This window comes from Limnohabitans sp. JirII-31 (assembly GCF_002778315.1).
Lineage (GTDB): Bacteria > Pseudomonadota > Gammaproteobacteria > Burkholderiales > Burkholderiaceae_C > Limnohabitans.
On record NZ_NESA01000006.1, the window covers coordinates 166,358 to 179,085 of the forward strand.

14 protein-coding genes are annotated in these 12,728 nt (G+C 58.9%); 4 read left to right on the forward strand and 10 right to left on the reverse strand.

Going from position 1 to position 12,728, the window contains the following annotated elements:
- Positions 1–4: 4 nt before the first annotated feature.
- A complete protein-coding gene (locus B9Z41_RS09620) occupies positions 5–838 on the reverse strand; it encodes an intradiol ring-cleavage dioxygenase (RefSeq protein WP_100146847.1) in 834 nt (277 codons plus the stop codon).
- Between the two features lie 104 nt (positions 839–942).
- Here B9Z41_RS09620 and B9Z41_RS09625 point away from each other — a divergent pair, with 104 nt between their 5' ends.
- Positions 943–1,869, forward strand: coding sequence for a LysR family transcriptional regulator (locus tag B9Z41_RS09625; RefSeq protein WP_100146848.1), 927 nt, complete (start codon positions 943–945; stop codon positions 1,867–1,869).
- Between the two features lie 5 nt (positions 1,870–1,874).
- Here B9Z41_RS09625 and B9Z41_RS09630 read toward each other — a convergent pair whose 3' ends face one another.
- Genes B9Z41_RS09630 through B9Z41_RS09640 form a run of 3 tightly spaced genes read right to left on the reverse strand, consistent with a single transcriptional unit; the run spans position 1,875 to position 3,911 of the window.
- The gene (locus B9Z41_RS09630; protein WP_100146849.1) at positions 1,875–2,318 is read right to left on the reverse strand and encodes an SRPBCC family protein; all 444 of its coding nucleotides are present in this window, start codon (positions 2,316–2,318) and stop codon (positions 1,875–1,877) included.
- A 1-nt stretch (position 2,319) separates the two neighbouring features.
- Complete coding sequence (locus B9Z41_RS09635) at positions 2,320–3,303, reverse strand: tripartite tricarboxylate transporter substrate binding protein (protein ID WP_100146850.1); 984 nt, start codon at positions 3,301–3,303, stop codon at positions 2,320–2,322.
- Positions 3,304–3,305: 2 nt separating this feature from the next.
- Complete coding sequence (locus tag B9Z41_RS09640) at positions 3,306–3,911, reverse strand: nuclear transport factor 2 family protein (RefSeq protein ID WP_100146851.1); 606 nt, start codon at positions 3,909–3,911, stop codon at positions 3,306–3,308.
- Positions 3,912–4,082: 171 nt separating this feature from the next.
- Here B9Z41_RS09640 and B9Z41_RS09645 point away from each other — a divergent pair, with 171 nt between their 5' ends.
- The 3 genes from B9Z41_RS09645 to B9Z41_RS09655 are packed head-to-tail and all read left to right on the forward strand — an operon-like array spanning position 4,083 to position 6,926.
- Positions 4,083–5,084, forward strand: a complete 1,002-nt coding sequence (locus tag B9Z41_RS09645) for a tripartite tricarboxylate transporter substrate binding protein (RefSeq protein WP_233202615.1) — start codon at positions 4,083–4,085, stop codon at positions 5,082–5,084.
- Positions 5,085–5,091: 7 nt separating this feature from the next.
- Positions 5,092–6,288, forward strand: a complete 1,197-nt coding sequence (locus B9Z41_RS09650) for an FAD-dependent monooxygenase (protein WP_100146852.1) — start codon at positions 5,092–5,094, stop codon at positions 6,286–6,288.
- Positions 6,289–6,323: 35 nt separating this feature from the next.
- Complete coding sequence (locus B9Z41_RS09655) at positions 6,324–6,926, forward strand: DUF1080 domain-containing protein (protein WP_100146853.1); 603 nt, start codon at positions 6,324–6,326, stop codon at positions 6,924–6,926.
- 27 nt (positions 6,927–6,953) lie between these two features.
- Here the strand turns inward: B9Z41_RS09655 and B9Z41_RS09660 are convergent, their stop codons facing one another.
- From B9Z41_RS09660 to B9Z41_RS09685, 6 genes are read right to left on the reverse strand one after another with little or no spacing between them, the layout of a single operon-like run.
- The gene (locus B9Z41_RS09660) at positions 6,954–8,069 is read right to left on the reverse strand and encodes a Fic family protein (protein ID WP_100146854.1); all 1,116 of its coding nucleotides are present in this window, start codon (positions 8,067–8,069) and stop codon (positions 6,954–6,956) included.
- Between the two features lie 46 nt (positions 8,070–8,115).
- The gene (locus tag B9Z41_RS09665) at positions 8,116–8,841 is read right to left on the reverse strand and encodes an ABC transporter ATP-binding protein (RefSeq protein WP_233202616.1); all 726 of its coding nucleotides are present in this window, start codon (positions 8,839–8,841) and stop codon (positions 8,116–8,118) included.
- Positions 8,841–9,587, reverse strand: a complete 747-nt coding sequence (locus B9Z41_RS09670; RefSeq protein WP_100146855.1) for an ABC transporter ATP-binding protein — start codon at positions 9,585–9,587, stop codon at positions 8,841–8,843. Before B9Z41_RS09670 ends, B9Z41_RS09665 begins: the two co-directional genes overlap by 1 nt.
- Positions 9,584–10,567, reverse strand: a complete 984-nt coding sequence (locus B9Z41_RS09675) for a branched-chain amino acid ABC transporter permease (protein ID WP_100146856.1) — start codon at positions 10,565–10,567, stop codon at positions 9,584–9,586. Before B9Z41_RS09675 ends, B9Z41_RS09670 begins: the two co-directional genes overlap by 4 nt.
- Entirely contained in the window at positions 10,564–11,448 is an 885-nt protein-coding gene (locus tag B9Z41_RS09680) for a branched-chain amino acid ABC transporter permease (RefSeq protein WP_233202617.1), read from the reverse strand. The genes B9Z41_RS09675 and B9Z41_RS09680 overlap by 4 nt, the downstream gene beginning before the upstream one ends.
- A gap of 21 nt (positions 11,449–11,469) precedes the next feature.
- Positions 11,470–12,720: an ABC transporter substrate-binding protein gene (locus B9Z41_RS09685; RefSeq protein WP_100146858.1), complete on the reverse strand. Its 1,251-nt coding sequence runs from the start codon at positions 12,718–12,720 to the stop codon at positions 11,470–11,472.
- Positions 12,721–12,728 lie beyond the last annotated feature (8 nt).

Genomic DNA, 12,728 nt, shown 5'->3' on the forward strand with positions numbered 1-12,728 from the left:
GCACTCAGGCGGCCACGGGGTTCAACACAAAGTCGTAATCCACCAACCAGCTGCCATCGGCTTGTTGTGTCCAGTCAGTCACCAAGGACTGGCGCACACCAAACACGGCGTCCGAGTCGAGGTATTGGTCGTCGTTGCGGAACACGTGCGTGGTCAAGGTCTCGTAGCCCTCGGCCACGATCATGAAATGCAAGTGCGCGGGACGCCAAGGGTGGCGGTTGGTGGCAATCAGCATCTCGCCCACCGGGCCGTCGTGCGGAATGGGGTAGGACTCGGCGAGGATGGAGCGAAAGTGAAACTCGCCATTTGGGCCCGACTTCAAAATGCCGCGTGCAGACGCGTGCGCGTAATCGGGCAGTTGCACGTCGTACAAGCCATTGGCATCGGCTTGCCACACCTCCATCGTGGCACCCGCAATGGCCTTGCCGTCCAAGCCACGCACGGTGCCACGCACCGAGCAGGGTTGACCGACGGCGCCGTTGCCCACATCGTCGCCGTGTTCGTAGTGCGGCGCATCTTCCACATGAAACGGCCCGACCACTGTGGCTTCGGTGCAGCCGTCTGGCTTGTCGTTGTTCATGGCCACCGTCAGCATGGACAGGCCCAGCGTGTCAGACAACAAGATGAACTCTTGGCGCTTGTCGTCGCACTTGTGGCCGACACGGGTCAAGAAGTCGATGCCCTGCTCCCACTCTTTCTCGGTCAGGCGCACCTCACGCGCAAACGCATGCAGGTGTTGCACCAAGCTGTTGATGATTTCTTTCAGGCGCGGGTCAGGGGTGTTGGCAAAGCGTGCCATCACAGCTTGCGTGATGGTGTCTTGGTTCAAATTACGCATGTCTCAAATCCTTGGGTGATGACGTGTCGGCGACTTTAAGATTTGCGACAGGCGATTGAAAGACCCAAAATAGAAAATCATTGTTCCGGCTAGCGGAAAGATACATGGATCGCCTCAAAGAATTAGAACTGTTTGTCCGCGTGGTCGAAACCGGCAGCCTGAGCAAAGCGGCCTTGGCCCTGGACCTGTCCAATGCGGCTGCCAGCCGTCACCTCGCTTCCCTCGAAGCGCGCTTGGCGGTGCGTTTGGTGGAGCGCAACACCCGCCGCCTCTACCCGACGGGTGAAGGTCAGGCTTTTTTCAGCCGGGCTCGCGCCATCCTCAACGACTTGGCCGATGCCGAATCCGAAGTCAACTCGGCCACGCTCGACCCCAGCGGCACGCTGCGCATCAGCGCCTCGTTGTCGTTTGCCATGCAACTCATTGCGCCACGCATTGGCGACTACACCCAGCGCTACCCCAAGGTCAAGGTGCACATCGAGGCCTCGAACCGCTACCTGGATTTGATCGACAACGGCATTGACGTGGCGGTGCGCACGCGTGAGATGGAGCCCGACAGCAACATCACCATCCGCCGCTTGGCCACCACGCGGCGAATTTTGGTGGCCTCGCCCAAATACCTGGCACGCATGGGCACACCCCAAGACCCGAGCGATTTGTCAGCCCACCAACTGCTGGTGTACCTGCATGCCAACAACCCCAACGAATTGCGTTTCACCCAAGGTGACGCCTCGGTGGTGGTGCCGGCGCCGGGCTTGCTCGAATCCAACGATGGGCAAATCTTGCGCGCTGCGGCGCTAGAGGGCACGGGCATCTTGGTGCAGCCCACCTACATCGTGTTCGAAGACATCGTGGCCGGGCGCTTGGTGCCCATCCTGGACGACTGGGACTTGCCACGCCTGCACATCAACCTGGCCTACCCCAGCCGCAAGCACTTGTCAGCCAAGGTGCGCAGCTTCATCGACTTCATGGTGGAAGAGTTTGAGCGCTACGACTACGAGCGTAAGTGGACGGGACAGCAGGGGTTTTGAGGTGGTTAACCCGGAATGTCCGCCTCCACCAGCAGCCCCAAGAGCGTCAGCGACTCTTGCCAACCGAGATAGCAAGCCTCTAGGGGGATGACCTCTGGGATGCCTTCTTGCACCACGCTGAGTTCTGTGCCGCATGACACAGGCGTTAACTCAACCGTCACGGTGAGGGTGCCTGGCAGATGGGGGTCGTCGAACTTGTCGGTGTAGCGAATGCGCTGATGCGGCACCAGCTCCAAATATTCGCCGCCAAAGCTGTGGCTGTTGCCCGAACTGAAATTGGTGAACGACATGCGAAACGTGCCACCCACGATGGGTTCGATGTGATGCATCTTGGCCGTGAACCCATGGGGCGGCAGCCATTTGACCAAGGCGTCTGCGTCAAGAAACGCACGGTAGACACGCTCAGGTGGCGCGCGAAGAACTCGGTGAAGTCGCAGGGTGTGAGCCATATCACTCCGGCTGAAACCCTGCCGCCTTGATCAAGGGCAACCAACGGTCCAAGTCGCGCCGCAACACGGCCTTGGCGTCATCGCCAATCAGTGCCAAAGGTTTGCCGCCGGCTTTTTCAAAACGTTCCATCACATCGGGCGAGGTGATGACTTTGCGCAGCTCGGTGCGCAAGCGGTTGAGCTCGGCCGCAGGCGTACGCGCAGGCGCGAAGTAACCAAACCACGACTCCAGCTCCAAGGGCGCCACACCGGTTTCACGGATGGTGGGCACCGAAGGGTGCATGGGCAAGCGGGTCGCACTCGACACGGCCAAGGCCTTGAGGCTGCCCGAATCCACATGCGTGCGTGCGGTGGAAGCCAAGTCAAAGAACACATCCACACGCCCACCGATCAAATCAGTGTAGGCAGGTTGTGCCCCACGGTAAGGCACATGGGTGAGCTGCACGCCGGCCAAATGCCACAAGGCAGCGGCCAAGATGTGCTGGCCTGAACCATTGCCCGCCGAGGCATAGCTCACTTTGTTGGGGTTGGCTTTGGCATAAGCCACCAATTCGGCCAAGTTGCCAAAAGGCAAGTCTTTGCGCGCCACCAAGGTGTAGCTGTAGGAGACGGCCAAGCCAATCGGCTCAAAGTCTTTCACCGGGTCGTAGCTCAGGTTTTTGTACAAGCCCGCATTGAGCACCAGGTTGGACACCGAACCCATCAACAAGGTGTAACCATCGGCCGGCGCTTTGGCGGCCAAATCGGTGCCCACCAAAGTGCCCGAACCCGTGCGGTTTTCCACCACCACGCCGGGTTTGAACACCTGGCCCAGTTTGTCCGCCAACACGCGGGCCACAAAGTCGAAACCGCCGCCTGGGGGCTGCGGCACGATGACGCGGATCGCGCGGTTGGGGTAAGCGTCTTGGGCCAAGACGCGCAAAGGCAGCGCCCCCGCCAGCAGGCTGCCCAAGAGTTTCAGGTGGGTGCGGCGTGGGTGGGCCATGTTCAACGCTCCAGCGGTTTACCAGCCAACCAGTTGGCACCACGACGGTACAGGTCTTGCACGCCCTCGCCTTTGAGCATGGGCATGTCCATCTTCACGGTGTAACCAATGCGGGTTTGGATGTAGGCCAGGTGACGGTAGCCTTCGGGGAAGTTGGCCAAGGCGGCTTGGTCTAACTGCAAGGTGGCCGCTGAGTCCACCGGGTCCACGCGGTCTTTTTCATAAATGGGTTGACGGTGCACCAAGCCCCACTGGCCGTTGCGCTCTTCAAAAAAGTCATAGAAGCGCCCGGTACACACCACGTCACACAACACGCCTTCGATCAGGCCGCGCTGCGAAATGGTCATCTTGGTTTGCGCAATGGCGCGGGTGCCTTGCACATCAATGGAAGAACCGCCCAAGAAGTGCAGAATGCTCACGCCCTTGTTCCACCCCTCGATGGTGACGCGGATGAACTCTTCAAACGGCCCTTGAAACCAGGTGGCCATCATCACGCCGTCGTCGTGCCACACCGTGCGAAAACGGTCCCACAAACCGGCGTCGCGCCACACGGCCCAGTTTTCCACCAGTTGGCGAATTCGAAGTTGTTGTTCCATCTCGTGTGTCATAGCCAGTCCATTCAAGTTGAATGGCGCAGACTCTAGAAGCAGACCTGCCCAGCGTCAACGCTTGGGCTGAAAATTAGTTTTGCGCTGGCTGCAAAAGAAACATCGTCCAATCGGTCACAGCGTCAGTTTTGTATCCTTGTTTCAACTTTGGTTTTTCGGAGACAACCCCCCATGACACCCATGCACCTCATCTTGCATCGCCCTGTGTCCGCTGGTCGCCGCATGTTGCTGGCTTTGGCAGGCAGTGTGTGTCTGAGCTTGAGCGCCCAGGCCGACACATTTCCCAGCAAAGCCATCACCATCGTTGTGCCCTTCCCGGCTGGTGGGCCTACCGACGCCAACGCCCGTCTGATTGGCAAAGAACTGTCTCAGGTACTGGGACAACCCGTGGTGATCGACAACCGCGCCGGTGCGGGCGGCACGGTGGGCTCCACCTGGGTGGCGCGCGCGCCAGCGGATGGCTACACCTTGTTGTGGGGTGGGACCAGCAGCTTGGTGGTGGCCCCAGCGCTCTACCCCAACCTGAACTATGACCCTATCAAATCGTTCCAACCGATTGGCATGGTCGTGCGCGGGCCCATGATGCTGGCTGGGCGCGCCGGCTTGCCCGCCAAAACCCTGCCCGATCTGCTGGCCTACGCCAAGGCCAACCGCTTGACCTATGCCACCGCAGGCACGGGCTCAATTGGCCATTTGGCCGGTGAACTGTTTCAAGAAATAACGGGCGTGCCCCTGGTGCATGTGCCCTACCGTGGCGGCGCCCCGGCCTTGAACGATTTGCTGGGTGGTCAAGTTGATTTGATTTTCGAAACCGCGCAATTCATGACGCCTCAGATCAAGGCAGGCAAGGTCAACACCTACGCCGTGGCCGGCACCAAGCGCTACCCCGGTTTGCCCGACATTCCCACCATGAGCGAGCTGATGGGCAAAGCCTCATGGGAAGCCTATTCATGGTTCGGTTTGGTCGCGCCGGCCAACACGCCGCCAGCCGTGACCGCTGTGCTGGAAAAGGCCTTGCTCAAGGTGGTGACCGAGCCCAACACACGCGCACAAATCGTGGCGGGGGGCTTGGAGCCCGTCAATTCGAGTGCCGAGTTTTTAGCGCAAGCGATTGAGCAAGACCTCACCAAGTGGCGCACCATCGTCACCCGTCGCAACATCAAACCCGAGTGAGTTCAGCATGCGTATCCTGATTGCAGGCGCCGGCATTGGCGGCTTGATGACCGCTTTGGCCCTGGCCCAAAAAGGCTTTGACGTGGCGGTGTTTGAGCAGGCCGCCCAACTGGGCGAAGTTGGCGCCGGGGTACAGATGAGCGCCAATGGCTCGCGCTTGTTCTACGAACTCGGCATTGGCGACGAACTCAGTGCCGTGGCCTGCCACCCCACCGGCAAAGAAATACGCCTGTGGAGCACGGGCCAAACCTGGCAGCTGTTTGACCTGGGTGCCGAGTCGATCGTGCGCTACGGCTACCCCTACCTGATGCTGCACCGCGCCGACATGCACCGTGTGTTGGTCGATGCCCTGAACACCCTGCGTCCAGGCTGCGTGCACCTCAACCACAAAGTCAAAAACATCCAGCAAGAGGGCCACACCGTCACCCTGCACTTTGAGCACGGCGCGTCTGCCGTGGGCGATGTGTTGATCGGTGCCGACGGTGTGCACTCGGTGGTGCGACGCTGCTTGTTTGGCGCCGACCAGCCGGTGTTCACCGGCTGCATGGCCTGGCGTGGTTTGATTCCTGCCGAGCAGTTGTCGGCCCACCTGCAACGCCCCGTGGGCATCAACTGGGTAGGCCCTGGTCGCCACGTGGTGCACTACCCGGTACGTCGCGGCGAGTTGGTCAATTTCGTCGGCATTGTCGAGCGCGACGACTGGCAAGAAGAGTCGTGGAACCAACGCGGCACCCAAGCTGAATGCGCGCAAGACTTTGCGGGCTGGCACAGCGATGTGCAAGAAATGATTGCGCACATTGAAACCCCCTACAAATGGGCCTTGATGGGGCGCCCGCCTCTGCCCACGTGGCAGCAAGGGCGCATCAGCCTGCTGGGCGACGCGTGCCACCCCACCCTGCCCTTCTTGGCCCAAGGTGCCATGATGGCCTTGGAAGACGCCATCGTGTTGGCGCGCTGCCTGGAACGCTACGCAGACCAACCCGAGACCGCTCTGGCGCGCTATGAGGCCGTGCGATTGGAACGCACCTCCAACATCGTGGTGGGTTCGACAGAGAATGCCAAACGCTTTCACAATCCACTGCTGCGCGATGCAGTCGGTGCTCAGACCTATGTGAGCACCGAATGGACCACCGAGAAGATCAACGCGCGCTACACCTGGCTGTTTGAATACAACGCAGCCACAGTAGCGATTGACCCGATGTGAGTTTTTTTTAACGACGACAACAGCAGGAGACAACTATGCAGACATTCACTTGGAAACGCATTGCCATCGCCACGGCGGCACTGAGCTTGGCCGCTTGCGCCAACCTCAGAATGCACGACAAGAGCTGGACCACTTTGTTTGACAAAGACAGCAACCTCAACGGCTACACCCTGGTGGGCGACGCCAACTGGCGCATCCAAGACGGGCTGCTGCAAGCTGACCTGATTCAAAAGGTGGGCCCGAGCTACTTGGTGACAAAAGAAAGCTTTGCCGACCAAGAAATTTATGCCGAGTTTTGGGTCGATTCACAGACCAACAGCGGCATCTTCATCCGCTGCCAGGACCCGAAAAAAATTGGTGCTGACAACTGCTATGAAATCAACATCTGGGACACCCGGCCTGACCCGTCTTATGGCACTGGCGCGATTGTGGATGTGGCCAAGGTCTCGCCCATGCCCAAAGCCGGCGGTCAGTGGAACACGCTGGAGATCACCGCCAAGGGCAACCGCCTGACCGTCAAACTCAATGGTGTGGTCACAGCCGACGCCACCGACAGCAAGCTCGCCAAAGGCAACCTGGCCTTGCAATACGGCAGTGGCATTGTGAAATTCCGCAAAGTGCTGACACGCCCGATCTGAGCCCGTGCACACCACGGCCTGTTGAATTCAAAGACTCAACGCGTAGCTGGTGCTTCGTCCTGCGGACTCCGTGCGACGAAGCATGCCACGTTGAAGCAAGTCATTGATGTCTCGCAGCGCGGTGTCTGAAGAGCATTTGCCAATCGCCGCCCATTTCTGGTTGGTGAGCTTGCCATCAAATCCGTCGAGCATGCGATTGAGCACTTTGATCTGTCTTGAATTGAGCGATGTGCCTGACCACTGGCGCCAGAAATTGGCTTTCACCAAGACACGCGACAAGACCAGATCGGCTTCTTGCAGTGCACGCAGCAAGCACGCCAAGAACCAAGACAGCCACTCGGTTGCATCCAGATTGCCCTTCTGCGTTTTTTCGAGCAAGGCGTAGTAGTCCTTGCGCTCTTTTTGAATTTGCGCTGACAGACTGTAAAAGCGTTGTGTGCTTTGGTCGGCACGCGCCAACGCCATGTCGCCAATGGCTCGCGCAATGCGGCCGTTGCCATCGTCAAACGGGTGGAGGGTCACAAACCACAAGTGGGCAAGACCTGCTTTGACCAAAGGGTCCATCTCTTGCACCGCCTCAAACCACCTCAAGAAATCAGCCACTTCAGCGGGCAACACCTGTGCGGGTGGCGCTTCGTAATGCACGCGGCGTCGATGCATGGGTCCAGAGACCACTTGCATCGGGCCATCCGCATCATCACGCCAAGCCGCCACACGAATGGGCGTCATGCCACTTCGCCCCGTTGGAAACAAGGCTGCATGCCAAGCCATCAATCTCTTGGTGGTGAGAGGGGTGGCGTGCAAACTGGTGGCATCCAAGATCATCTCCACCACACCGTCCACGTGACGATCCGCAGGCTTGAGCACTGCAACATCGATACCCAGTCTTCGGGCAATGGATGAGCGAACGGTGTCGGCGTCCAGATGCTCGCCTTCAATCTCGCTTGTTTTGAGGACGTCCTCGGTCAGGGCTTCGGCATGGGCTTGTGCTTGTGAGCCCATCCCTTGGTCGCGCATACGCCCCATCAAGTGCCCAAGGGTTTGGTGCACTTTGGCCAGCAAAGGCATCAGCGTCTCGGCTTGGTAGTGCCAATGGGGCCAATTTTTGGATTGCCAAACGTACAGGTAATCACCGCTTTTCATGCGGCGATTAGACGCCCGATTCACCGCAAGGTCAACACCGCCAGATTCACACCGCGCAATATTGGTTTTGAATCGCTTCGTCCGCGAGCAGGTCTTGCGCGCTGCCCTCATGCACGATCAGGCCTTGGTCCAAGATGTAGGCGCGGTCGGACACCGACAGCGCACGCGCCACGTTTTGCTCCACCAACAAAATGGTGATGCCTTGCGCCTTCATGCGCGCAAACAGCTCAAACATCTCGTCCACCAGCACCGGCATGATGCCTTCGGAGGGCTCGTCCAACAAAATCATCCGCGGCTCGGCCATCATGGCGCGGGCAATGGCCAACATCTGCTGCTCGCCACCCGACATCGACGTGGCCTCTTGCGACAAACGTTCTTTCAAGCGAGGGAAGGTTTCTGCAATCACCTCGATGCGGGCATCGATGTCCACCTTGCGGCGGCTTGCCAACAAGCCCAGTTGCAAGTTCTCACGCACGGTGAGTGACGGCACGATACGACGGTCTTCGGGCACATAGGCAAAGCCTGCGTGAAAACGTGCATGGGCAGCTTGGGTCAGCAAGTCTTGGCCTGCAAACACCGCACTACCCGAGCATTTCGTGACCAAGCCCATGAGCGTGCGCAAGGTGGTGGTTTTGCCGGCCCCGTTGCGCCCCATCAGTGTAACGATCTCGCCCGCATGGACTTGGAAGGACACGTCTTGCACCACATGGCTGCGGTCGTACCACGCGTTCAAACCGCGAACGTCCAACAAAGGTGTGTGTGTTGTCATCATCAACCCTGACCTAAATAAACACGACGCACTTCGTCGTTGTTGCGAATGTCGTCTGGTGTGCCCTGGGCCAAAAATTCGCCGTGGTGCAGCACGATCAAACGCTCGCAAATCCCCATCACCAATTTCATCTTGTGCTCCACCAAGATGACGGTGCGTTCCTCGGCCAGTTGAACTATCAAGTCCATCATGGCGGAGGTCTCTTGTGGCGACATGCCAGCCGTGGGCTCGTCCATCAGCAGCAGCTTGGGCGAGGCGGCCAGGGCCATGGCAATTTCCAGTGAGCGCTGTTGACCGTGGGCCAAGTCGGCCACGGTTTTGTCACGCAGCTGAATCAAGCCCACGCGTTCGAGCAAGGCATCGGCTTCGTCAATCGCTTCGCGCAACTGGTGGCGCGGCGTGAGGATGTCAAACCGGCTGTAGCGCATTTGCGCAGCCACCCGCACGTTCTCGTGCACGCTGAGTTGCTTGAACACGTTGGTGATTTGAAAGCTCTTGGCAATGCCGCGTCGGGCGTATTCGTGCGGGGCCAGGCCGGTGATGTTGTGACCCTCAAAGAAGATCTCACCCGTGGTCGGCGTCAGGGCGCCACTGAGCACATTGAAGAAGGTGCTCTTGCCAGCACCGTTGGGGCCAATGATGGCCGTCAACTGGTTGGGGGCAAAAGACACCGACACATCCGACAAGGCCTTGAAGTGACCAAAGTGGCGACTGACGTTGCGCACGTCCAAAAATGCAGGGGCCGTCATGCGTGCGCTCCCTTCAAAACACCGCGCTTGACCAGGGTGTGCATCCAAGTGCCCCAAATGCCGCGCGGGAAAAACAACACCAAGGCCATGAACAAGAGGCCCACCACCGCCATCCAATAGCGTGTCAGCGTGGTCACCACATCCTCCAAATACAAGAACACACCGGCACCGACAAACGGACCAAAGAAGGTGCCCATGCCGCCCAGCAAACACATCATCACCGCTTGCCCCGACTGCAAATAGTGCAGCGAATCCACCGGCACCACCGACAGGTGCAAGGCACGCAAGGAACCCGCCAAACCACAAATGCCGGCCGAGATGACAAACACCAGCAACTTGGCGCGGTCCACGTCGTAGCCGCAAGCAGCGGTGCGTTTTTCGTTTTCACGAATCGCTTCAATCACCGACCCAAAGGGCGATGCCAGCACCCGCGACACCAGCCACAAAGCCAGCGCCACAAAAAACAGCAAGATGTAGTACTTGGACATGGGGTTCAAAAAGTCCAGATGCACCGGCCCAATGTCGATGGCTTCGGGCTTGATGCCACGAAAGCCGTTTTCACCACCCGTCCACTTCTCGGCCTTGTAAAACGTGTAGTACACGATTTGGCCCAAGGCCAAGGTCACCATCGAGAAGTAAATGCCGCGCGTGCGGATGGCGATGTAGCCCATCACCAAGCCCACCAACAAGGCTGCCAACACCCCCACCACGATGGCTGGCAACCAGTGCAGGTTGAAGAACACCATCGAAATACCGGTGAGGTAGCCCCCAACCCCTAAAAAAGCCGCATGACCGAAAGACAACATGCCGGTGTAACCAAACACCAGGTTAAAGCCCACCGCATACAAACCAAAGATCAAGATGTTCACTGCCAAGGCCTCGTAGGGCATGAGCAGCGGAAACACCAGCAAAAAGGCCAACACAGCGCCGACCCGATGACGCGCCACAAAGTTGACGCCGTCTTTGAACACATCACTCATCCCAACGCTCCTGCTTTGCCAAAGAAGCCCTGTGGGCGAATCAACAGCACCAAGGCCATCAACACAAAGATCGACAACTCAGCAAACTCCGGCGCAAACAGCGAGGTCAGGCTAAACACCACCCCCACCAGCAGCCCGGCGACTACGGCACCCGGCAGTGAGCCCATGCCCCCCACCACCGTGACCACAAACGATTCGGCCAGCACCGGAATCCCCATCTCAGGGTTGACCGCGCGTGTGGGTGCGGCCAGCACACCCGACAAACCGGCAATCGCCGTGCCCAGGCCGAACACCAAGAACCACACCTTGGCAATGTCCACACCCAGCACACGCACGATCTCTGAGTCGCGTGAACCAGCGCGGATGATCAAGCCATAGCGCGTCTTCTCCAGGAACAACCACAGCCCCACACTCACCACCGCCGTGGCACCGATCAAAAACAAACGGTAGAGCGGGAAGTGGCCAAAGCCCAAGTTGACCGCGCCACGCAAAGCCGACGGGGTAGACGAAGGCAAACCTTCAATGCCAAACAGCACGCGCGCCACATCGATCAACACATACGACAGACCAAAGGTCAGCAGCAAGGGGTAATCGATGCCACGCCCGTACAAGGGCCGCACCAAGAAGCGCTCGGCCAGCAAGCCAATGGCGCCCACCACGAGGGGCGCAATCATCAGCCCGAGCACAAAGCTGCCGGTGAGGCTCAAGAAGTAAACGCCTAAAAAAGCGCCCATCATGAAGAACGCCCCGTGGGCAAAATTCACCACGGTCAACATGCCAAAGATCAGGGACAGGCCGATGGCCAAGAGCGCATACACAGCGCCCAAGGCCACGCCCGTCACCAACTGCAGCATGAATAAATTAAGGGTGATGTCTGTCACGGGACTGGTCTCCTGGATGCCTTAAGCCTTGTGGCCGAGTTCAGTGCAGCTGCGCAACGTGGCTTCGTTGGCAGCGTCTGTGCTGACCACGTTGAACACGTCGTTCTTGTCTTTCATGCCCTTGGATTTGGACTCGACGATGATGACCGACTGCACCGACTGGTGGTCGCACTTGCGGTAGTACTGGTCGCCCTTGTACCAGTTGTATTTCATGCGGCCCATGGCGTCGCTGACCTTGTTGGAGTCGGTGGTCTTGGCGTCCAACACACCTTGCAAGATGCTTCGGATACCGGCGTAGCCCAATGCGCCGTAGTCGGTCGGCACAGCACCGTTGTAGGCTTTGCGGTACTTGTCGTTGAAGGCCTTGGCCGCTGGCACTTTGTCTTCAATGCCCCAGTAGTACGAAGTGCCGCCCACCACACCATCAAACACCTCGGCACCGCCCGCTTGGCGTGCGGTGAACAACAGCACGGGCGTGATGATGCGGGTCTTTTCTTTCAAACCAAAGTCGGTGGCTTGCTTGGTGGCGTTGAGCAAGTCGCGGCCAAAGTTGCACATCACCAAGATGTCGGGGTTGAGCGCCTGAATGCGTGGTAGGAAAGCCGAGAAGTCTGAAGCTCCAATGGGGTGACGGATGTCGGCCAGTGTGGTGGCGCCCAGCGATTGACCGGCACGCTCAAAGCCGCGCACCATCTCGTGGCCATAGGCGTAGTCTGCGGTCAGATACACCACGCGCTTGCCGTATTTAGGGAAAGCGTAACGCGCCACAGCACCTGCCGTCATGTGGGGATTGAGCGCTTCGTGGAAGGTGTAAGGGCTCCAGTCTTTGGCCTCGTTGATGGCGTCCGACTGGCTGATCGAGTTGAAGATCATCTTGCGCTCACGCGTGACCGCATTCATCGACAACTGCGTGGCGGCAGACAAAGAGCCGGCCATGAAGTCGACCTTGTCTTTCTCAATCAATTCCAGCGTGCGGGTGGCCGCTTCACCGGGGTTGAGCTTGTCATCACGCACCAGCAACTCGGCTTTACGGCCATTGAAGCCACCGGCATCGTTGAAGTCTTTGATGGCCAGTTCCGCCGCGCGCACTTGGTCTTGTGCTTCGGTGGAGTAGGCGCCGGTCAAAGGCACCAAAAAGCCAATTTTGATGGGCGCTGTTTGGGCGCTGGCAATGTTGAACAAAAACGGTGCGCTGCCTGCGGCAGAGGCAGCGGCACCCAGTTGCAGCAACTGACGGCGGTTAGGAAGCTTGGAATTCGAATGGTCGCTCATGCTTGTCT